Annotated in this window: 19 protein-coding genes and 1 tRNA gene; 17 read left to right on the forward strand and 3 right to left on the reverse strand. The window is 37.6% G+C overall.

Annotation, left to right across the window (positions count from 1 at the left end; translation table 11 throughout):
• Window positions 1–196: 196 nt before the first annotated feature.
• From DSM03_RS17845 to DSM03_RS17865, 5 genes are all read left to right on the forward strand, one after another.
• On the forward strand, window positions 197–736 hold the full coding sequence (locus tag DSM03_RS17845; protein WP_128762915.1) for an AAA family ATPase: 540 nt from the start codon (window positions 197–199) through the stop codon (window positions 734–736).
• Window positions 733–2,637 carry a RecQ family ATP-dependent DNA helicase gene (locus DSM03_RS17850; RefSeq protein ID WP_128762916.1) on the forward strand — a complete coding sequence of 635 codons (1,905 nt, stop codon included), beginning with the start codon at window positions 733–735 and terminating at the stop codon, window positions 2,635–2,637. The genes DSM03_RS17845 and DSM03_RS17850 overlap by 4 nt, the downstream gene beginning before the upstream one ends.
• Window positions 2,634–3,599: a methionyl-tRNA formyltransferase gene (gene fmt / locus DSM03_RS17855; protein WP_128762917.1), complete on the forward strand. Its 966-nt coding sequence runs from the start codon at window positions 2,634–2,636 to the stop codon at window positions 3,597–3,599. The genes DSM03_RS17850 and fmt overlap by 4 nt, the downstream gene beginning before the upstream one ends.
• Before the next feature lie 190 nt (window positions 3,600–3,789).
• Window positions 3,790–4,062: an HU family DNA-binding protein gene (locus DSM03_RS17860; protein ID WP_009779660.1), complete on the forward strand. Its 273-nt coding sequence runs from the start codon at window positions 3,790–3,792 to the stop codon at window positions 4,060–4,062.
• Between the two features lie 113 nt (window positions 4,063–4,175).
• The gene (locus DSM03_RS17865) at window positions 4,176–4,739 is read left to right on the forward strand and encodes a YqgE/AlgH family protein (RefSeq protein WP_128762918.1); all 564 of its coding nucleotides are present in this window, start codon (window positions 4,176–4,178) and stop codon (window positions 4,737–4,739) included.
• 5 nt (window positions 4,740–4,744) lie between these two features.
• Here the strand turns inward: DSM03_RS17865 and DSM03_RS17870 are convergent, their stop codons facing one another.
• Together DSM03_RS17870 and DSM03_RS17875 are read right to left on the reverse strand one after the other, a co-directional pair.
• On the reverse strand, window positions 4,745–5,587 hold the full coding sequence (locus tag DSM03_RS17870) for an aminotransferase class IV (protein WP_128762919.1): 843 nt from the start codon (window positions 5,585–5,587) through the stop codon (window positions 4,745–4,747).
• A 54-nt stretch (window positions 5,588–5,641) separates the two neighbouring features.
• On the reverse strand, window positions 5,642–6,034 hold the full coding sequence (locus tag DSM03_RS17875) for an START-like domain-containing protein (RefSeq protein ID WP_128762920.1): 393 nt from the start codon (window positions 6,032–6,034) through the stop codon (window positions 5,642–5,644).
• 170 nt (window positions 6,035–6,204) lie between these two features.
• Between DSM03_RS17875 and DSM03_RS17880 the strand changes: the two genes are divergently transcribed.
• The 8 genes from DSM03_RS17880 (at window position 6,205) to DSM03_RS17915 (ending at window position 12,572) form a co-directional block, all read left to right on the forward strand.
• Window positions 6,205–6,278 (forward strand) — tRNA-Met (locus DSM03_RS17880).
• Between the two features lie 528 nt (window positions 6,279–6,806).
• The gene (locus DSM03_RS17885) at window positions 6,807–7,088 is read left to right on the forward strand and encodes a helix-turn-helix transcriptional regulator (protein ID WP_128762921.1); all 282 of its coding nucleotides are present in this window, start codon (window positions 6,807–6,809) and stop codon (window positions 7,086–7,088) included.
• 67 nt (window positions 7,089–7,155) lie between these two features.
• Window positions 7,156–8,373, forward strand: coding sequence for a primase-helicase family protein (locus DSM03_RS17890; RefSeq protein WP_128762922.1), 1,218 nt, complete (start codon window positions 7,156–7,158; stop codon window positions 8,371–8,373).
• Between the two features lie 185 nt (window positions 8,374–8,558).
• Window positions 8,559–9,413 carry a toprim domain-containing protein gene (locus DSM03_RS17895; RefSeq protein ID WP_128762923.1) on the forward strand — a complete coding sequence of 285 codons (855 nt, stop codon included), beginning with the start codon at window positions 8,559–8,561 and terminating at the stop codon, window positions 9,411–9,413.
• 89 nt (window positions 9,414–9,502) lie between these two features.
• On the forward strand, window positions 9,503–9,799 hold the full coding sequence (mbpA, locus tag DSM03_RS17900) for a mobilization protein MbpA (RefSeq protein WP_128762924.1): 297 nt from the start codon (window positions 9,503–9,505) through the stop codon (window positions 9,797–9,799).
• Complete coding sequence (locus DSM03_RS17905; protein ID WP_128762925.1) at window positions 9,796–10,620, forward strand: relaxase/mobilization nuclease domain-containing protein; 825 nt, start codon at window positions 9,796–9,798, stop codon at window positions 10,618–10,620. The genes mbpA and DSM03_RS17905 overlap by 4 nt, the downstream gene beginning before the upstream one ends.
• Window positions 10,617–10,931, forward strand: coding sequence for a DUF6730 family protein (locus tag DSM03_RS17910; protein ID WP_128762926.1), 315 nt, complete (start codon window positions 10,617–10,619; stop codon window positions 10,929–10,931). Before DSM03_RS17905 ends, DSM03_RS17910 begins: the two co-directional genes overlap by 4 nt.
• A 525-nt stretch (window positions 10,932–11,456) precedes the next feature.
• The gene (locus DSM03_RS17915; RefSeq protein ID WP_128762927.1) at window positions 11,457–12,572 is read left to right on the forward strand and encodes an ATP-binding protein; all 1,116 of its coding nucleotides are present in this window, start codon (window positions 11,457–11,459) and stop codon (window positions 12,570–12,572) included.
• Between the two features lie 4 nt (window positions 12,573–12,576).
• Here DSM03_RS17915 and DSM03_RS17920 read toward each other — a convergent pair whose 3' ends face one another.
• Window positions 12,577–13,779, reverse strand: a complete 1,203-nt coding sequence (locus DSM03_RS17920) for a site-specific integrase (RefSeq protein WP_128762928.1) — start codon at window positions 13,777–13,779, stop codon at window positions 12,577–12,579.
• A gap of 930 nt (window positions 13,780–14,709) precedes the next feature.
• On the opposite strand from DSM03_RS17920, the gene DSM03_RS17925 reads away from it, so the two are divergent.
• The 4 genes from DSM03_RS17925 to pbfA all read left to right on the forward strand — a co-directional run bounded on the left by DSM03_RS17925 (window position 14,710) and on the right by pbfA (window position 22,483).
• Window positions 14,710–17,925: a SusC/RagA family TonB-linked outer membrane protein gene (locus tag DSM03_RS17925; RefSeq protein WP_128762929.1), complete on the forward strand. Its 3,216-nt coding sequence runs from the start codon at window positions 14,710–14,712 to the stop codon at window positions 17,923–17,925.
• Between the two features lie 11 nt (window positions 17,926–17,936).
• Window positions 17,937–19,379, forward strand: a complete 1,443-nt coding sequence (locus DSM03_RS17930; protein WP_128762930.1) for a SusD/RagB family nutrient-binding outer membrane lipoprotein — start codon at window positions 17,937–17,939, stop codon at window positions 19,377–19,379.
• 68 nt (window positions 19,380–19,447) lie between these two features.
• Window positions 19,448–21,118, forward strand: coding sequence for an alkaline phosphatase family protein (locus DSM03_RS17935; RefSeq protein WP_128762931.1), 1,671 nt, complete (start codon window positions 19,448–19,450; stop codon window positions 21,116–21,118).
• Window positions 21,119–21,127: 9 nt separating this feature from the next.
• Complete coding sequence (gene pbfA, locus DSM03_RS17940) at window positions 21,128–22,483, forward strand: (R)-1-hydroxy-2-aminoethylphosphonate ammonia-lyase (protein ID WP_128762932.1); 1,356 nt, start codon at window positions 21,128–21,130, stop codon at window positions 22,481–22,483.

Raw genomic sequence — 22,483 nt, forward strand, 5'->3', positions numbered from 1 at the left:
TTTAAGCTGTAAAGATACCATTCTTAACCTAATTTTTGAATCGCTTCCTATTTGAGTATTTTTACGCGCTGAGAGCGGTCTTAATTATTTTAATTTTGTCGCTTAGTTAACAAACATCTCGTGGCAAGCCTCGAAGTATTAAGCCCTTTGGCGATGCCTATAAAAATATTAGGTTTAACCTGAAACAAAACAACAATTGACAGCAAAACGTATCGTTTTAATCGGAGGTCCCAGCACCGGAAAAACCACGCTTTTAAATGCGCTTAAAGCTGAAGGATTTCCGTGTTTGGATGAAGTTTCCCGCGAGGTGATAAAAGCAGCACAGCAAGAAGGTATTGAGCAGCTTTTTCTCACAGAACCGCTTTTGTTTAGCGATAAGCTTCTGGAGCGTCGTATACAGCAATATCTAGATGCCGGTGCATTAGACGCAGCGCACGTTTTTATTGACCGTGGGATTCCTGATGTTACTGCGTATATGGATTTCATAGGCCAGCAATACCCTGAACGTTTCAGTAAAGCTTGTAAAGCTTATAAATATGATCATATTTTTTTACTTCCGCTTTGGAAAGATATTCATACCACAGACAAAGAGCGTTATGAAAGTTTTGAAGAAGCACATCAAATTCAAAACGAGCTCGTCAAAACCTATGAATCATATGGGTACACACCTATTGAAGTCCCTAAGACTTCTGTAGCAGAACGGGTTTCTTTTATTCTAAAAAATCTCGAAAGATGAGCATAACGCCACTTGAAGCTTTACAAAAGTTCTGGGGTTATGACGCTTTTAGACCAAAACAGCTGGAGATCATCGAAGCTGTACAACATAAACAAGACACCTTTGCATTGCTGCCTACCGGTGGCGGAAAATCTATTTGTTACCAGATTCCCGCAATTATATCTGAAGGGATTACGCTAGTGATCTCGCCATTGCTTTCTTTAATGCGCGATCAAGTAATGCAGTTAGAAAATCGCAATATAAAGGCATTATACATCCCCGGTGGTATAAAATATAATGAATTAGATACCCTGCTCGACAATTGCATCTACGGCAACTATAAACTGCTCTACCTCTCGCCAGAGCGCTTGCAAAATGAACTCGTTCTGGCACGTTTAAAGCAAATGAATTTGTCACTGATTGCAGTAGATGAGGCTCACTGTATTTCTCAATGGGGACACGATTTTAGACCGGCATATCGCAACATAGCAAAATTTAGAGAAAATTTTCCGGAGGTAACTTGCATCGCTTTGACAGCAACAGCTACAAAAAAAGTTCAGGAAGATATTGTAGAACAACTTGCTTTATATCACCCTAAGATTGTTCAGCAATCTTTTGAAAGAAAGAATCTAGCGTATATTGTTTTAAAAGAAGAAGATAAATATTACCGTCTCATTTACCTTTTTAAAAAGTATACGGGCAGCGGTATAGTTTATGTTCGCAGCAGAAAAACGGCTCAAAACTATGCTGCATACCTTAACTCTAATGGCATTAAAGCTCATTACTATCATGGAGGTTTAGGTAATGGGGAACGTCAAGAACGGTTTAATGACTGGTCTTCTAATAAAACACAAGTAATGGTTGCAACCAGTGCTTTTGGTATGGGTATCGATAAAGCGGATGTGGAGACGGTCGTACACGTAGAATTACCGGAAAGTTTAGAAAGCTATTTTCAGGAAGCAGGACGAGCCGGGAGAAATAATAAACGCGCAAACAGTATAATCCTTTACAATGAATCTGATAAAGACCGTCTGGCTAATCAGTTTTTAAAGGTTTTACCGGCTGTGAGTTTTGTTAAAAAAGTTTACAAAAAACTGAATAGCTTTTTTCAAGTCTCTTATGGCGAGGGTGAGCAAGAAACATTCAGGTTTGATTTTATGACTTTTTGCAAGACCTATAACTTCAATACACTTCTTACCTACAATGCGCTTCAACAACTCGACCGAAACAGTATTCTAATCCTGTCACAAGAATTTTACCGCAAAGCAACCCTTCAGATAACCGTAACTCCGGTAAATCTAACCTTCTATCTCATAAAAAATCCGGGTATAGATGAGATTGTAAAAAATATACTCAGGACATACGGCGGTATTTATGATCAGCCGCTTGTTATAGATCATACGCTGATCGCTAAAAAATCTGGAGCTCCGCTCGCGAAAATACATCAGGTACTTTTGCAGTTGCATCAAGATGATGTCGCGGTTTACGATCATACCCACTTTGATACTGCGATTACCTTTCTGGTACAGCGTGAAGATGAGTTGACCATCAATCGTATTGCAAAACCTATTAACACACAGAATACGCGTAAGGTAAATCAGGTTAAAAGTATATTAGGGTATCTGGAAAATAATACGCTATGCAGAAGCATTCAATTACTAGCTTATTTTGAAGAAAAACAACAGACCAAATGCGAAATGTGTGATGTTTGCCTAGCTAAAACGCGCAAGAAAAAAAAACCTGATGGTCTGGCAGTGCAGAACAAAATCTTAGCTTTACTGGCTTCTAAACCGTATTCTTCAAAATCGTTAAACCAACTACTAAGTTCTGTTGAAGAACAAGAACTTTTATCGGCACTAAAAACACTTTTAGAGAGCCAAAAAATAACACTAACACCTTCTAATTTATACAAACTTTTATGAGAGACTTACGCATCGTTTTTATGGGAACACCAGATTTTGCTGTTGCCGGATTGCAAAAACTTGTAGAAAATAAATATACGGTTGTAGGAGTGATCACCGCTCCAGACAGACCTGCCGGAAGAGGTCAAAAAATTCAACAAAGCGCAGTTAAACAATATGCTTCACAAGCAAACTTATCTGTATTGCAGCCTACAAATCTCAAGGCCCCAGAATTCATAGAAGAATTAAAAGCACTGAATGCTAACCTGCAAATTGTAGTTGCTTTTAGGATGTTACCAGAAGTAGTATGGAAGATGCCAGAATATGGTACTTTTAATTTACATGCTTCTCTTCTCCCCGATTATCGGGGTGCCGCCCCTATCAACTGGGCTATTATTAAAGGGGAAAAAGAAACAGGTGTAACGACTTTTTTTATAGATGAAAAGATTGATACCGGAGCTATTATTCTTCAGGAACGCACAACGATCCATTCGGAAGAAAATGCAGGAGGTTTACATGACCGGCTTATGAATCTTGGTAGTGAGTTAATACTAGAAACCGTTAAACTTATAGAAAAGGATACGGTTGAAACTACCATTCAACCAAAGCAAGAACAACTGCATACCGCTTACAAACTCAACAGAGACAACACACGCATAGACTGGTCGCAGTCTGTAGAGAGTATTCACAACCACATACGCGGTTTGAGTCCGTATCCCGTTGCTTGGACATTATTTAACAATGGAGATACTAAAGAACATCAATTGAAAGTTTATAAAGCTTCAATTACTTCTGATGAAGAATCCTCTGAGTTAGGCAACGCAAGCATCGGTGAAATTTTGATTAAAAACGATGAACTGTATGTAGCGACCTCAACAAATTGGTTAAAACTCGAAGAAGTTCAACTTTCAGGAAAAAAGAAAATGGCGGTTAAAGATTTACTAAATGGATTTAGCTTCCAAAACTCAGCTAAAACGTTGTAAACCTAGGAAAATGCTGTAATCACTTATATTTTGTTAAAAGCGCCTTCTGTTATCAACAAAACGTTAAAGTTATCAACATAATCCGTGATTTCCTGCGCCATTGCTTGCATGAACAAAATATCCGTCTAAATTTGTTAGAACAATAAACAAAAGTTTAACCGACATTTAATTTTTATTAAAATTTAGAATTATGAACAAATCAGATTTAATTGATGCAATGGCAGAAGATGCTGGTATTACTAAAGCAGCAGCTAAAAAAGCATTAGAATCATTTTTAGGAAATATCGAAAAATCATTAAAAGGTGGAGATCGAGTTTCTTTAGTAGGTTTCGGTTCTTGGTCTGTATCAAAACGTGCAGCTCGTGAAGGAAGAAACCCACAAACTGGAAAAACTATTCAGATCGCTGCTAAAAATGTAGTGAAGTTTAAAGCTGGTTCTGATTTATCAGACGCTGTAAACTAAGCATCTATAGCTTATAAAGGTTAAAAAGCTCCCATAAATGGGGGCTTTTTTTATATTTGTTATTTTTTTGTTAATTATAAAAAATTAGAGTAGTTTAGAACAAAAACTAGTGTATGACAGCAAATAAACCTCAAAAAGGCAATTTACTTATAGCTGAGCCAGCTATAATTGGCGATGTTTCCTTTAATCGGTCTGTTGTCTTACTGGCAAATCATTCTGATGAAGGCTCTGTAGGTTTTATACTCAACAAACCTCTAACATTCACACTCAATGAACTGATTCCTGAGATTGATTGTGATGAAATGCAAATTTATAACGGCGGTCCTGTAGAACAGGATAATCTCTACTTCTTACATAAAGTACCAGATCTGATCCCTGATAGTATTGAAATTTCAAACGGAATTTACTGGGGAGGAGATTTTGATACGGTTATTGAACGTATTACAGCAAATGAAATTTCACCCGATGAGATTCGATTTTTTCTGGGATACTCTGGTTGGGATAGTGCTCAGTTAGATGGAGAACTTGGTGCCAATGCCTGGATTGTAACAGAAAACAATTACGAAAAAGATATCATCAACAAATGCTTTCCTGACTTTTGGAAAGAAAAAATGATTGAACTTGGTGGTGAATACCTGCTCTGGTCTAATGCTCCGGAAAATCCAAGCAATAATTAATTTAATTATTTTGCTAGTCTAGCCTGTGCATTTAATTTACCCAACAATTCTTTGGCTACATTATTAGCATAGGTTTTTTTACGGTATTTAGTTATAGGTTGAATTCCTATTATTGAATTAGTAACCAATAACTCATCTGCTTTTTGCAGCTCAAATGGAGAAATACTTGCTTCTTCAATAGTAAAATTCTCAAGCTTTTTAAGAATTTCTATTAGTTGCTTTCGCATGATTCCTCTTAAACAACCATCTTCTAAAGGTGGAGTTTTGATCACAGAACCTTTTACCAGAAACAGGTTTCCATTTAAAGCTTCAACAACAGCTTTATTAGTATTTAGAAGTAAGCAATTTGCATAACCGTTTTCTTTAGCATAAATGCTTCCAGTCACATGAATGATCTTATTAGATGTCTTTAAAGTAGAAATCAAATCTGCGTTTACATAATGATCTTTGTAAAGTTCTACTTCGTAGCTTTCTTCACTCAGTATAAAAAAAGGGTTCTTAAGCTCATTGGCAAACGCATAAAAGCCTACGCCATTATCTTCTGGTAAATATTTCCCACCCTCATTACGCGTAACGGTAAGTCTAACACTCGCTGATTTAGATTTTAAACCTTCAACCTCGATTACTTTAAGTAGTTCTTCTTCAAGATTCTCTAACGTAAAGTGCATAGGGATTTCCATACGAAGTATCCGCATAGAAGCCATAAGTCTGAAATAATGATCTTCCCAAAAATTTAATTTACCACTAGTATAACGTATGGTTTCGAACACAGCATCTCCATAAAGCATTCCGCGGTTATAGGCTGTAAACTGTGGGTTTTCGGTAAGAGTTCCGTTAAAATTTATCATAAAAAAAGTCCCTTTTTTCAAAGGGACAAATATAAGATTTAACTACAGGTTTCTCTAGTTAGAACCTATGATATGTTTTAATTCTGAAATTTGATTCTCCCAAAACATCTTTCCTTCATCTACTTCATCTTCCTCAGCAAAATCAGTTACAATAAGAGAAACATCTTTGGTGATCTCATCTACAACAATACGCAGCTCAAAATAATATAGATTTTCATCTTCCACATCATCCATCCATCTAAACTTGATGCGCTCATCACTCTTCTTACCTAGCAATTTTGCTTTCTCTTCACTCCCATTCCAAATAAACGTATAATACTCTCCGCGAGAGTTTACATTATCTGCAAACCATTCAGACATACCTGAAGGCGAAGACATATATTGATACAAAAGTGACGGGGAGGCCTGTATAGGAAACTCGATTTCAAATTTTATTTTTTCTTCCATGGAATCTTTATTCGGTTGGGTCGCCAATATAAATATTAATTACAGAGTAAAAAAGATTAGCAGTAATTTTTTATTTTATATTTAAGATGCTTGCCAGCTTGATAAATGTTATTATATTTGCACCCGCTTAGGGAAACCCCTTGGCAAAGTCTTTAAAGACGACTAAAGATGGCGAGGTAGCTCAGTTGGTTAGAGCGTCGGATTCATAACCCGGAGGTCGGGGGATCGTGCCCCCCTCTCGCTACTTGATAATCAGGCAGTTACATTAATTTGTAGCTGCCTGACTCACTAAAGGTACAACATAGGTAAAACTTTAACATTTTTAACAGTTAAAAATGACCGTGTTCTGCCAATCTCAATCAATTCATATAAAATTTAATTACCCACTATTTTTCTCCTGAAAATAATTGTCTTTCCTTTTTATACAAGCTGAAAAACCTTGTATTCTATTTACAATACTTATATTTTTTACTTGACTTCTTCAATTAAACGACGTTTTCTAGCTCTTTGAGGGTTCAGAACTAAAACTTTCTTATCCTTTAATTGTTAATAAGTCCAATAAACCTTTAAAAGGTCCATTTAATTTAAAGTCTTTTGTGAGTAAAGAATTTCAATTGATATCAAAATATATGGTTTCCTTTTAATTCATTTTGTTTATAAAAATGCGCTTAGTATGAGCCTTTAAACTTACCTGCTACTTACTTTTATCAAAGGAATTCTATAAAAAAGAAACAAAGCGCTTTGTTCATTATTCATTTTAAAAACGAATATTATGAACACGATTAAATTAGACGAAAGGCTGGAGAGAATTGAATCGCTTCTGCTCGCCCAAAAAAAAGTACTTACCATCGAAGAAGCCTGCGATTATACAGGTATGTCTCGCAGTTACCTTTACAAATTGACTTCGACCGGAGCAATACCACACTGCAAACCCAGTGGCAAACTCATCTATTTCGATATTGATTTGCTAAACGAATGGCTTTTAAACAATCAACAAGATTCTCATTTTCAACTTGAAGACAAGAATCATAGTCCAACTTCTAAGAAACGTTGATTAGTTCAGTAAACACCCCTTCTCCTTATGGATGGGGTGTTCCATTTTCATTTAAACATATCTTATTATGAAAGCCATACCTTATATACGTGTAGGAACCTCTTATTACAAGTTAGTCAAAGCGCCTACGATTGCAGGTCACTTTAATGAATTCTTAATTCCCTGGAGTATTGAAACTATAAGACAGGATCACGGTAAAACCTATTTAAGTAACATATCAAAGTATGATGGGTTTACCTGTATTCCCAGTCATACTGATTTTAAACCGGAATACTATCATTTTTATAACACCTACTCTCCGCTTAGCAAAAAACCACAGCAGGGAACCATAATTTATACTCAAAAATTCATCAAACATATTTTCGGAGAGCATTATGAGTTAGGACTGGATTACTTACAACTACTCTACTTGCGGCCAGTTCAGATACTGCCGATTTTATGTTTGGTATCCCGGGAACGTTCCACCGGTAAAAGCACCTTCTTAAAGTGGTTGAAAATCATTTTTGAAAACAATCTCACCTATCTGACTAATGACAGTTTTACCAGTCAGTTCAATGCAGATTGGGCCAATAAACTACTTATCTGTATTGATGAAGTGCTCTTTAATAAAGAAGAACTCACCGAACGCATCAAATACCTGAGTACAACCAATATTAATATGCTTGAAGCGAAAGGCAAAGATAAACGAGAGGTTGAGTTTTTTGGCAAGTTTATCCTCTGCAGCAATAACGAAGACAACTTTATAAAGATAGATGGAAACGAGACCCGATTTTGGATTCGAAAAATTCCCAGGATTGATCAGGAAGTAACCAATTATTTAGAACATCTAGAAGCTGAAGTACCTGCCTTTCTTTACTTTTTGAAGCATCGTAGAACCCATTCGAAGCATGCTACCAGAATGTGGTTTCATTCGAATCAAATTAGAACAAAAGCATTGACCCGATTAGTGCTCCACAATCGAAACCGGGTAGAAAAAGAACTTGCTGAGATCCTGCTTTTAGCATTAGATCATTTTAACCTTACTGAAATTGATCTCTGTCCCATTGATGCTTTGAATCTCTTGAGTAAAACTAGAATCAAAACAGATCTTACGCAATTGAGAAGGCTGCTTAAAAAAGATTGGAGGATCACCAACAAATCGAATACGCTTTGCTATCAAAAGCTGCTGATGTGGCAAGACGGATCGCTTCAGTTTACCGAGGCTAAAGGAAGATATTTTACCATCACTAAGGATTTTCTAATTGAAAACTTTGATGCACTGATGAATGATGAAGCTGAAGACTAGTATTTGTAGCTATTAAAGTACTCATCATTTATTCATCTTTAAATCATCAAAATAAAAAGTGATGCAGATGAAAAAAAAAGAATGATGATCTGATGCACTTTTGATGATTTAAGAAAACTAGAACCCATAAAGGATACAAGCCTAAAACATCACTTCATCAAAAAATAACTCCAAAGTAAAGTCTGATGAAAAAAGAAAAACTATCGTGTGAAAATGCCCGAAAAATTTCCATCGTGAAGGCGCTGGAATTTTTAGGACACCTTCCCACTCGCAATTCGGAAAAGGAAGCTTGGTTTCTGAGTCCCCTACGGTCAGAAACCCAAGCATCCTTTAAAGTTTCTAAAACATTAAACTGCTGGTACGATCACGGACTAGGTAAAGGCGGCAACTGCATCGACCTGATTTGTGAGCATTCAAAAGTATCGGTGAGTGATGCATTAGCAATTTTAGCTCAAGTTAATAGCGGAACTATTAAACTTCAAATACAGCAGCAAACTCATTTCAAAAAATCAGGAGTTACAATCAAACAGGTAAAGCCTATTCAGCATCCTGCTTTAGTGCAGTACTTGAAGAAACGAAAAATCAGTCTGCTTGCAGCGAAGAGGTTTTGTAAAGAGATTCATTATAGGATTAAGGATAATTATGGTTTTTCCATTGGTCTGAAAAATAATTCCGGAGGATGGGAACTTAGAAACAAATATTTCAAATCATCCAGTTCACCAAAGGATTTGAAATGGATCACTAATGGTTCTCAAAACTTGATCGTCGTAGAGGGAATGTTTGATCTGCTATCCTTGGTTACACTATTTCCAAATTTAAAACGAGAGGCTGATTTTCTGATTTTAAACTCTGTTGCTTTTGCAGATAAAGCACTCCCCTATTTTGATTGTTATGAAGTTGTTGAACTATACTTAGATCAGGATGAAGCCGGAAGAAAAATCACAATATACTTCTTGAATGAAACTTCTAAGTGTATCGATAAATCTGAGTTCTATACTGTTGAAAAAGATGTTAATGCCTGGCTAATGAAAACGAATTAAAACTGATTTCTGGGAAGCAGGGCAAGATGTGTGGCTGTGGCCACAATCTTGCTTTGCTCCCGATGGTTGCAAAGAAAAATAAACAAACGATGAAACGAGCACTTATCAAATTCAGATGTAGCGTGTATGAGAAAAAACTACTACAGGTAAAAGCTAAAGCTGCAGGTGTTTCCTTAAGTGCCTTTTGCAGAAACAGTTTAATGGAACAACAGATCACCGAGCGGATGAATGAAGAACATATCAATACCTATAAAATGCTGGTGAAGTATCACAACAATTTTAAACGTATTGGCAATATGTATAAAAAAGGTAATCCAAAACTTAGTGAAGAAGTGATTTTAGTGGCTGAAGAAATCAAGAAACACTTAAAAACCATACTCAAATGATTGGCAAAGGAAGTTCCATATCCAGTACTCTTGGAGCTTTGCGATATGGCAATAATCAAGAAAAAGAAGCTAAACAGATTTATAGTAACCTAATCACCGGAGAAACTGCTCAAGAGATCACTCAGGAATTTAAAGCAGTGCAAGCGCTCAATCAGAACTGTGAGCGTAATACCTTGAGTTTTATTTTGAGTCCAACGGTCAGTGATGGAGAAAAGCTGATCAACCGGGAACTTGGGGAACTCACCAAGAACTTTATTCAGCAAATGAAATTACAAGACCGACAGGCAGTGGCTTATGTACATCGAGATAAAGCGCATACCCACGTGCATCTTTACGTCAATCGTATTGATCTAAAGGGCAAAGCGTATAACGACAGTTTTATTGGAAAGCAAAGCCAGCTAGCCGCTGAGCGAACTGCAAAGCAAATGGGCATACAAACCGTGCAAGACGTACAATTTGAAAAAAATAAAGCGCTCGCACATACGCGAGGTGAAATCCATAAGGCGCATCAGCAAGCCATTCAAGGCTCCTCCAAAGATCTTCAGACTTACATCAATCGAATGCGAGAGCAACATATTGGTGTTATACCGGTAATCAATAAATCCAAACAACTTCAGGGTTTTCGGTATGAGTACCAAGGGCAAAGTATAAAAGGAAGTAAAGTACATCGCTCGATGTCTGCCAGTAATTTGCTCAAATCAATCAGCCGTGCAAAAAGTGTTGTTTTATCAGGAACAAGCGTGCCCATTGCACCAAGCCTGGCTAAAGTTGTAGCCAAAAAGGTCCTAAAAATTGTAATCGATAAAGGAATTGGAATATGACAAAGCTTGAACTAATCTCAGAACTACTAGTTGAAGAATTACATTCTTTTAAGCAAGAAGTGAATCGTTTAGAACGGATTGAAAAGAATCTCAAGAAGACGAGCATTAAAGCCGACAGTACCCAAATTGAAAAGTTAATTGAGGTACATCTTAGAAAACTACACCTTGAGCAAACAACTCAACAGGAAAATCGGGAAGAAATCTTAAAACTTATTAAGCACTCTCGAACAATTCCGAATTGGTTATTAGTGCTAGTCCTGCTTATTTTTATTTCACAAGCATTTGCTCTCATTTATCTGCTGCTACGCTGATATAAAAAACGGGGATTAATTTTTTCTTTCAAAAAAACCTAGCCGTTGTGAAGGCCTTTTCGAAAGAAAAAATAATGGGAAGGGATTTTAGGTAAGAGCATAATTTCACTTTACATTAATAAAGGATTTTACACCATTATAGAACTAATCGAAGGCTATTATTCGTTATAACAAATAGGCTAACCCCTACAAAAGCAATGCGCTTTTTAGAAAAACCGATGTGCTTCAGCAGTAATAAGAAATCAGAAGCACTCAACTATTACATATGCGCTATGATAAACTAGTCAGCGACTTATCGCAGTTTTTTTCTTTCATTTGCAGTTCTCATATATTAAAGAATACTATTTTAGCAAGCGTCTCCCACCGTTGTATATGCTTTGTAGCACTTAGTGAGTATCGTAATCTCACCTCACGGGTGTACTGTAAGCTTCCCCTCAAACCGAACTGCTTAAAAATACAATAAAATTATTTTCAGGGAATACAATCCCTAAAAATAGCTATATTTGGGGAATACAATCCCTAAATATGATTAAAAGAAGTTTAGAAGAAAATATAGAGAATCGATTTGGTACAGGTAAAGCGATTCTTTTAATTGGCCCACGACAAGTAGGTAAAACTACGCTTTTTAATAAGCTGCTAGAGGATAAAGAATACCTGTTTTTAAATGGGGATGATCCTACTGTGCGTAAACTACTTTCAAATCCCAATTTAGAGCAACTTAAAAATATCATAGGGAACTACAAAATTGTATTTATCGATGAAGCGCAACGCATCGATAATATAGGACTCACATTAAAACTTATTACCGACCAACTCAAATCGGTTCAACTGCTAGTGAGTGGGTCATCTGCTTTTGAATTAAACAATCACACTCAGGAGCCTCTTACGGGCAGAAAATGGGAGTATCAACTCTATCCAATATCTTGGACAGAATTTGAATCTAATGTAGGGTACTTAAAAGCTGAACAGCAATTAGAATTACGTGTGATTTACGGAATGTACCCTGACGTGATTAACAATTTTGGTGAAGAAAAAGATATTTTAAAGCAACTTACCGATAGCTATTTGTATAAAGATATTCTAAGCTATGGTGGGATTCGTAAGCCTGAAATCTTAGAGAAACTTTTAAGAGCATTAGCATTTCAAATAGGTAGCGAAGTAAGCTATAATGAGCTAGCTCAATTGTTAGGTATTGATAAAAAAACTGTAGGTACGTATATTGATTTACTATGCCAAGCATATGTTATTTTTAAACTACCAAGTTTTAGTAAAAACTTACGAAACGAAATTAAGACCAATCAAAAAATCTACTTCTACGATACCGGTGTTCGCAATATGATTATAGGTGATTTAAATCCTATGGAAATACGCCAGGATAAAGGCAATCTCTGGGAGAATTTTTTAATTGCCGAACGTTTAAAGCATAATGCGTATACTGGTTCATTAGCCAAAGGTTATTTTTGGAGAACGGTATCACAACAAGAGATTGACTACGTAGAGGAAGAGGCAGGAAAACTAAAAGCTTTTGAAATTAAATGGAATCCTAAAAGTAAAGTAAAAGTTCCTAAGGCTTTTGTAGAGGCCTACAATGCCCAAATTGAAGTGATTAACAAAGATAATTTTAGAGATTTTTTAAAATGATCTATCAAAAATTCACAACATTATCTAATGCATCATCTACATCATCCTGCATGAAATTGGATTGATACATAATCGTAGTAGTTACTGATGAATGACGGTATAATTTCTGCAACATTTGAATGGGAATTTTACTCCCGGAAATATTACCGAAACTGTGACGAGCGATATGCATACTCAGACTTTTAGAAATTCCTAGATGCTCGGCAATCTTTTTTAAATGACGATTGCAGGTGCGGGTAACCGTCTTAATTCTCGTACGAAGTATTTTTGCATCTTTAGGATCTACAAAGCGTAACTCCTGAAATACAAAATTGTCCTCAGCCAAACTCTTGTAATATTCTAGTATAGGTTTTGCCTTCTCAGGGATTTTCAGAGAAACTAACTTTTGGTTTTTTCCCATTCTATAACGTAACCTATTGTCAATGAAATCAGACCACTTCAATTGCAATACATCCCCTACTCGTATTCCTGCGAAGTAAAAACTGATTAACCATATATTCAATGCATGCTGTTGGGATGGAGTTAAGCCTTGAGCATTTTCTAAAAGTTTCACTTCTTCGACATTAAGACCTATTTTATCTGACTCTAGAAATTTAATGGTATATCCACCTCTCCCAAATGGATAATGATTGCGTTCTGCCCACTTCTCTCCTATTGCTATATTATAAATAGTTCTTATAGCAATCATATAGTTTATTGTAGTGCGATGCGCTAAACCAATCTCATTTTTAAGATAGGCTTCAAAACGTTTTAAAAGGTCAACAGTTATTTCATTGAAGTGTAATTTGTCTGATTTGGCAAAGGCTTTAAACTTATCCATTCTGCTTTTTACAACATCCCGTTGATGAAACTGACCACGCTCTTCAAGCCGTCGCAATTGAATCTTTACTGCACTAAAAAAATCAAATCGATCTTTTTTTACGATATTAGTTTTAATAGCTGAAACAGATTGATATTCTTTCTCGGACTCTGCCTTAAGGAGCCGCTTATTAGCTTCGCTCAACTTTGATAGAATAAGCTGGTTAATGGATGTCGCATCAGGATGTGACTTCCTAACCAAACCTTTTTGCTGGTTCCATTGCATTTTATCAATATACTGGCCTGTAAAAATGTAGGAAGTTTTTCTGTCTTTTGTAATTCTGATGGCGATTGGGTACAACAATCTAGCATTTGGTTTGTTTCTAAGTACTGTTTGAATAGACGCCATAATCTGAAAATTAGACCATTAAATTACTAAATTTTAGGTACAACATAGGTACAACAAATTGCCATTTTCCTTGATATTAATTGATATTATGTAAAATAGAATTTTATATAACTAATTGATTATGAGTGTTTTTGATGTAATTTAGAGTGCGATTTTGAATTTTCATAACCCGGAGGTCGGGGGATCGTGCCCCCCTCTCGCTACTTAATAATCAGGCAGTTATACTAATGTATGACTGCCTTTTTTATTGAACTATAATTTTTAAAATGATCTCCTTTAATCAGTTTGAATCTGTTCAAATCAAATTTAATTTCCCTCTAATTTTCTTTTAAAATAGTTCTCTTACTTTTCTATACAAGCTAAAAAATCTTGTATTCTAATTCCAATCATTCTACTTTATCTCAGTTTCTAGATTTAGAAATTGCTTTTTAGCTCTATAAAGAGAATGTACTGTTCAGTTTAATACTTCGCAGGATTGCCTTTGTCGACAGACAGGCTTGCCACGAAGTAGTGTACTCGCCCAGAAAAAAGTCCTCCCTGTCGAAAAAGCTGGTGATTACACAGAAATATCCCACAGCTACTTATACGAATTAATTTCTATCAAGTTTTTAAAAATTACTATTTATTCAGGTGCTATTTTTTTTATAGACATTTTATACTGTTTACAGTGGGCTAGACTCATAGGTTAACGTAAAAAAAGACTTCGATTACAAAAATCTAACTGCTCATCAATAATGTTAATTTAACTTCTCCCTACTATTACTATCGTTATAGCAGTTTTCTTTAATTTAAATTAACATAGCTGTGTAAAATTCTTCACTTTCTTCAACTTTCGTTAAGAATTTCTTAAAGCCTAAAAATTTACATATGGTCACTTTTTAACCACATTTGCGATTGATTGTTTACTAATATTAATAATTAATCCAAATAATGAAAAAAGTAATTTATGTAACACACCTTACCCTATTTCTCCTAAGCGCTATGTTATTTGCTCAAGATAGAACGCTTCAGGGTACTGTAACAGACACTAACGACATGCCTCTACCGGGCGCCAGTGTTGTGGTAAAAAATACTACAATAGGTGTAGTCACAGATTTTGACGGAAATTTTACAATCAATATTCCTGAAGATGAGAATATTATTGAGGTTACCTTTATGGGATTTAAATCTCAAGACATTGATGTTCTAGGTAAATCTACATTGACTATAGTTCTAGAGGAAGATGCACAAAGCCTTGATGAAGTTGTAGTAACTGCTCTTGGGATTAAAAGAGAAACTAAAAAACTGTCGTACGCTGTACAAAAAGTTGACGGCGACGAACTTGCCGAAGCCAAAGAAACGAACGTGGTAAACTCACTTTCGGGTAAAATGGCCGGTGTACGGGTTACAGGTGGTAACAGTGGTGTAGGTTCTAGCTCACAGATCATCATCCGTGGTGAAAACTCATTAAACCCCAGCCCTAATGCAAATTCACCGCTCTTTGTAGTTGACGGAATCCCTATCAACAACAACATAAACAATGCAGGTGGAGATGGTAATATGGGTGTTGACTTTGGTAACGGAGCAATGGATATCAATCCTGATGACGTTGCAGAAATGACCGTGCTTAAAGGTCCTAATGCAACTGCGCTTTATGGTTCTCGAGGTGCAAATGGTGTGGTTCTGATCACAACCAAATCAGGTAAAGGCACTAAAGGTATAGGCGTTTCTATCAATCACAATACTACTTTTGAAACCCTCTTAACCTTACCGAAATATCAAAACGAATACGGGCAAGGATCTAACGGTCAATTTGCATTTAACGATGGAGGTCAAAATCGTTCTGTAACAGGTGGGATTAATGATCATGTTGATGAAAGCTGGGGACCTGCACTTAACGGACAATTAATGCCACAACACGACAGCCCTACCACAAGCGGGTTTAGAGCCGGTGATGTAGATCTTCGACCGCGTAATGCAGACGGAACATTTGCTGATGAAATTATCGCCACCCCATTTATTGCACATCCTGATAATATTAGAGATTTCTTTGAAACCGGATTTACAATGAGCAATAACGTCGCTTTAACGGGGGCTAATAAAGATGGAAACTTTAGAGTGTCATTTACAGATTTAAGCAGTGAAAGCATTGTACCCAACTCTAATTTCAAAAGACGTACCTATGCGATTAACGGGGCTTACAATTTAACAGATTGGTTAAAGGTGAGCGCTTCGATGAATTATATAAATTCTAACTCAGATAACCGTCCTAATAACTCTTACGGTACCGAAAATGTGATGTACTTATGGATTTGGTTTGGTCGTCATATTGATATGAATGGGCTAAGAGATTACTGGCAACCGGGACTTGAAAACTCTCAGCAGTTTAACTACAACTACAATTATCATGACAACCCGTTCTTTACAGTATATGAAAATACAAACTCGTTTAACCGGGATCGTGTTATTACCAATATGCGTGCAGATCTTCAACTAGCAGATGGGTTAGACTTGATGTTCCGTACAGGTTTAGATTATTCTAATGAGCTCGATATGCGTAAAAGAGCTTACTCTACACAGCGATTTCCTAAAGGGCAATATCGGGAAGATTACACTTATGCTCAGGAGCAGAATACCGACTTCTTACTGTCTTATACCAAAACGCTTACTGAAGATTTTGATTTAGGAGTTTCAGTGGGTGCTAATCACAGGGTGGCTAAAAATCGCTATCAGCGTATTAGTGCTAACTCGCTTTCAATTCCTGCCATCTATAATTTTGGTAATGCTGCAGAACCGCTTACGACAAGCGATTATGACAGTGAGTTCAGAGTTAATAGTGCGTACGCCTTTGGTAATATCGCTTATAAGAATTATTTATTTTTAGACTTAACCGCTCGTAACGACTGGTCTTCAACACTTCCGGAAGATAACAACAGCTACTTCTACCCTTCTGCAGGTATAAGTGCTATTCTTTCTGATATGTTTGAAATGCCGAAAGCCATCAGTTTTGCTAAACTAAGAGCAGGATATGCTGTGGTAGGTAATGATACCAACCCCTACAATCTGGCAGCTACGTATGGTTTTGGAGATACCTTTAATGGATTCTCAAGAGTGTATTCTCCATCAGAATTGAAAAATTCTGATTTGAAACCTGAAAAAACCAACTCGATAGAATTAGGTGCAGATGTTCGCTTCTTCGGTAATCGTCTGGGACTTGATGTTGCAGTATATCAGTCTACTACTAAAAATCAGATTATATCACTTCCGGTTTCTAATACCTCAGGATTCAGTTCTCGTGTAATTAACGCTGGGGAGGTACAAAACCGAGGGCTTGAAATCACTTTGAATGCCACTCCTCTACGCACAGATAATTTCCGCTGGAATTCTTCCGTTAATTTTACAATGAACCGTGGGAAGGTTGTAGAGCTTACAGAAGGCTTAGATTTTTATACAATTAAAAACAATTACCTCACCGTGGGGGCTGCTATTGGGGAGCGCATTGGAGATCTGTATGGAACCGGCTTTCAGAAAGTAAACGATCCTGATAGCGAATATAACGGGCAGTGGATTATAAACCCTGATTCTGGACTACCTATCGTTGACAACGAATTGAGAAAACTAGGTAATTACAGTCCGGATTTTATGGTTGGTTTTCAAAACAGCTTTCAATATAAAAACTTCAACTTCAGCTTTTTGTTTGACTGGAGACAAGGGGGGGAGTTTCACTCCCGCACCGTTGCCATTGGTGGTACAACCGGTATGTTAGATTTTACAGTTCCAGGTCGTGAAACAGGTATTGTTGCAGCAGGTGTCATTGCAAATGCTGATGGGTCCTATACCCCAAATACTAAGAATGTTTCAGCCTCTAATTACTACTCGCACGTATATAACAGAAGCAATGAAGAGAGTTCCATGTTTGATGCTACTTACATCAAATTACGCGAAGTTAAACTGGGGTATAATCTGCCTAAAAAATGGTTTGATACCATTCCCTTCTCTTCAGCTACGATCTCTCTAGTAGGAAGAAATCTGGCGCTATGGACCGAAAACGACCACGTAGATCCAGAATCTATTTCATTTTCCGGAGGATCTATTGTTCCTGGTGTAGAAGATATGGCGCTGCCCAGCACCCGTAGTTTTGGTGTAAACGTTAATCTAGAATTTTAAGAAAACACACGATGAAAACAAGTAATATAGTTCAGATTCTTGTACTGGCCTGCCTCTTAATTACAGGCTGTACCGATAATTTTGAAGAAATCAACACCAATCCTAATGCTCCTGAAACGGTAAGCGCAAACCTGCTCACCGCTACGGTAACTTCAGAAATTACCCGAACACTCACTCAGGAAGGGTATAGCGATGGAAACTCCATCACGCAATTGATGGCTAAAAATAATTTTCCGGGTTTTGCTCAATTTGATTGGGGCGATCAGGGAATGTGGAACTTTTTCTACGGAATTCTTCCGGAAATAGATGATATTCTTCAGATATCACGAAATGAAGAAACCCAGAATAGCACCTACGAAGGGATTGCACTTACCTTACGCGCACTTTGCTTTGCAAATCTTACCGACCTATATGGGAACGTTCCGTATTCTGAAGCTCTAGCGGGAGATATAGAGGGTATTTTTACGCCGGTTTATGATTCACAGGAAATGATTTACAATGGCGTACTTCAGGATTTAGCAAATGCTGATGTTGCTTTGGCCGCAAATCAAAGTATTAGTGGTACTACAGGAGATGTTATTTATGATGGAGATCCGGCTCAATGGAGAAAATTGGCGAATGCTCTAAGATTGCGCTATCTCTTACGCATCTCCAAACAACGCGATGTCTCTCAAGAAATGCAAGCTATTGCAAGTACAGGAAACTACATCAATACTAACGCAGATAATGCAACACTTACCTACAGCGGAACGTCTAATACAGACTCGTGGCCACAAAGTACAGGCCGTATAGGTGGTTTTGATGAAAAGAGTTTATGCGATACTGCTTTAGAATACTTCAACACCTTTAACGATCCGAGATTAGATATCTGGTTTGACCGAAATAGTGAAGGCAAATGGGTAGGCATGCCTATTGGATTGAATCAGGATAACGCACGGGCTTTTGATGATGCAAACAGTCCCAGTCGTCTGGATGTAGATCTATTCTATTATTCCAGAACAGATGCTCAGGCCTATATTATTAAAAATTCTGAAGTACAGTTTATTCTTGCAGAAGCTGCAGAGCGTGGTATCATTTCAGGTGATGCTGAAGCTTATTACAATGCAGGAGTACGGGCAAGTTTATCGTATTGGGGTGTTGACGATACAACTATAACAACATATCTGGCTCAGCCAGCTGTTTCCTATAACGGATCTTTAGAGCTACTATTGACTCAAAAAACCATAGCTCTCTGGAATGTAGATTATCAGGGATGGATGAATTATAGAAGAACCGGACTTCCAGCTTTAGAACCGGGACCAGATACGCTTAACGGAGCATTCTATCCTGTACGTTTCCTGTACCCTTCATCTGAACAAACTCTGAATACTGCTAACTATCAGAATGCAGTGAACGCGATGGGTGGTGATAACATCAACGTCAAAGGATGGTGGGAAACCGGAACCCGTTATTAATTCAATTATTAAAAAATCAGGTTAGGTTGCTCATTGACTTGTGCAACCTCAACTTGTTTTATTTCAGCATGAAACATAAAAATTATCTTTTTAAAAGCCTCCAAGCAGGTTTGCTGATTGCAACTGCATTCCTGAGCTCCTGCGCAACAGAAAGCAAACCAGATCTGGGAATTAAACATATCATTGTAATAGGAGTCGATGGCATGAGTCCGGACGGAATTAACAAAGCTCAGACCCCGGTTATTGACAGTCTGGTAAAATATGGAGCATCTACTTTTGAAGCGCGTGCAGTGCTTCCTTCAAGTTCTAGTTCTAATTGGGCCAGTATGATTATGGGTGCAGATACTGAGCAACATGGCATTACTTCTAACGGTTGGGAAGCTAACGACCACACCTTGCCGGCTGTAGTTTCAGCGCACGACAGCAGATTCCCTTCCATTTTCACTTTATTTCACGATCAAAAACCAGAAGCTCACGTAGGTACTATTTACGATTGGGATGGTTTTGGCAGATTATATAATACAGAAGATGTTGCTTTTGACATCAACGGAGAACACGAAGACGGTACCACACAAGATGCCATTGCCTATATAACAGAACATAAACCCGATTTTACCTTTATTCATCTGGATCACGTTGACCATGTAGGGCATAGCGAAGGACACGGGACTGAATCTTATTACCAAGCTGTTGAAAAAGCAGATCATTTAATAGGATCTATTATAGCATCAACGAAAGAAGCTGGAATTTTTGATCAAACCCTATTCATCATATCAGCTGACCACGGTGGCTTAGGCAAAGGACACGGTGGTGAATCCCTGAATGAAGTCAACATTCCCTTCATACTATATGGAGCCGGAGTGAAAAACGGATATACGATTGAAGAAACCGTATATCAGTATGATAATGCAGCCACTATTGCTTTTATCGCCGGTTTAGAAACACCACAAGCATGGATAGGGAGACCTGTTAAAAGTGCTTTTGTAGGGTTTGAAAAACCAGTATTGCGCTACAAAAAACAAAAACAACTCCTCGCTCCTGTTTTACTTCCTAAAAATGGACCGTATGCTCCTTCCGGCGGATTATTCACAACGTCTAATATTGAAGTTAAATTAAACAACCCCAACACAACAGGAAGTATTTATTATACTCTGGATGGTTCTGATCCTTCAGAAAAAAACGGATTAGAATATACCGCTCCGTTTACAGTAGACCGTACCACACTGGTGCGTGCCATAGTTGCCAAAACGGGGAAAGCTCCCAGCACAATTTCCTCAGGTAATTACCGATTGATTCCCTCCAAAAAGAAACCTGGAGTTTTATTTCGTATTTATCCCTTAGAAAATCTTACTTCCTTACCAGACTTCAGAAACCTCAAAGCATCACAAACCGGGAATATTATGGAGTTTGAAAGCGGCATCCTTGACAGTCTGGACTCCGCAGCAAGTACTGCCATAGTTTTCAATTCCGTATTAAAAATAGATACAAGCGGCAGCTATACTTTTTATATCAACAGTGATGATGGCAGCAAACTTTATATTGATGAAAAACTAGTGGTTGACAATGATGGGGATCACGGCGTACAGGAGCGAAGCGGCACTATAAATCTAAATTCAGGTGCACATACTATTAAAATTGAATATTTTAACGGTGGCGGGGGTTACTATCTGGATGCGCAATACAAAGGACCGGGTATTGGCAAACAAATTATTCCGGCAGGTAAATTGAATCTCAACTAGACGTGCACTATGGAGAATAAACTTTCTAAAAACGAACTCCTTGTTGAAGGAGATATCAACCGGTCTGAAGGTCGAAAAAAATGGTTAACAGAAGAAGTTGATGCCACGACAAAAAAACTCTTAGAAAAAGATGCGCAGTACTTTTTACACCAGGCGCTATCTACGCCTTGTATGGACGTACTGGCCGATGCTCAGGGTCCGTTTATTACCAACACTTCTGGTAAAAACTATTTTGATTTTCACGGAAACAATGTACACCAGCTGGGTTTTTCACATCCTAAACTCATTGAAGCACTCAAAAATCAGTTAGACCAACTTACCTTTTCTACCCGAAGATACACCAACGAAACGGCTATTCATTTTGCCGAAAAACTAACAAGCCTAACTCCCGGTTTAGATAAAATACTGATGACTCCTAACGGAAGTTCTGCAGTTGGGATCGCGCTTAAACTGGCTCGCGCGATAACCGGTAAGTTTAAAGTAGTTTCCTTCTGGGATTCGTTTCACGGGGCATCGCTCGATGTAGTGAGTGTTAGCGGTGAAGCGGTTTTTAGAGAACACATGGAACCTTTGATGCCCGGTGTAGAACGTATTCCCCCTCCCATTACCTATCGCGGTATTTATGAGAATAACGAAGATAAAGCGATCGAATATTTGGAGTACATTTTGGCAAAAGACAATCAGATTGGAGCTTTTTTAGCAGAAACCGTGCGCAATACTGATGCTCAAATTCCGTCTAAAAAATTTTGGAAAGCAGCCCGAGCACTTTGTGATCAATACGGGATTCTTCTAATTCTTGATGAGATCCCAATCGCATTAGGCCGAACCGGAAAACTATTTGCTTACGAACATTTTGACATTATACCAGACATTCTTTGTTTAGGAAAAGGACTTGGAGGTGGTATTATTCCTCAGGCAGCGATCGTTACTAAAAAGGAATACGACCGGTTTAACCACATTTCGATGGGGCATTATACCTTTGAAAAAAGTCCTATGGGTGCAGCTGCAGCGCTAACAACATTGCAAATTATTGAAGAAGAACATCTGCTGGAGCACGTCGTTTACTTAGAAGGTATGATGCAGGCTACCCTGAAGGATTTCCTGCATAAATACAACATCATTGGCGATATTAGAGGTCTTGGTTTACTCTGGGGTATAGAACTCGTAAAGGATCGCACAACTAAAGAAAAAGCTACCGCTGAAGCAGAAGCGATTATGTATGAATGTCTTAAAAACGGACTGAGTTTTAAAGTCTCTAAAGGCAATGTTTTACAACTCTGCCCGGCACTCACCATAACATCCACGCAGCTTGCAGAAGCTCTGGTTATTTTAGAAAATGCACTACAAAAAATCTCAAAACCATAA

The sequence above is a fragment of the Leeuwenhoekiella aestuarii genome (assembly GCF_004104055.1).
GTDB classification, from domain to species: Bacteria; Bacteroidota; Bacteroidia; order Flavobacteriales; family Flavobacteriaceae; genus Leeuwenhoekiella; species Leeuwenhoekiella aestuarii.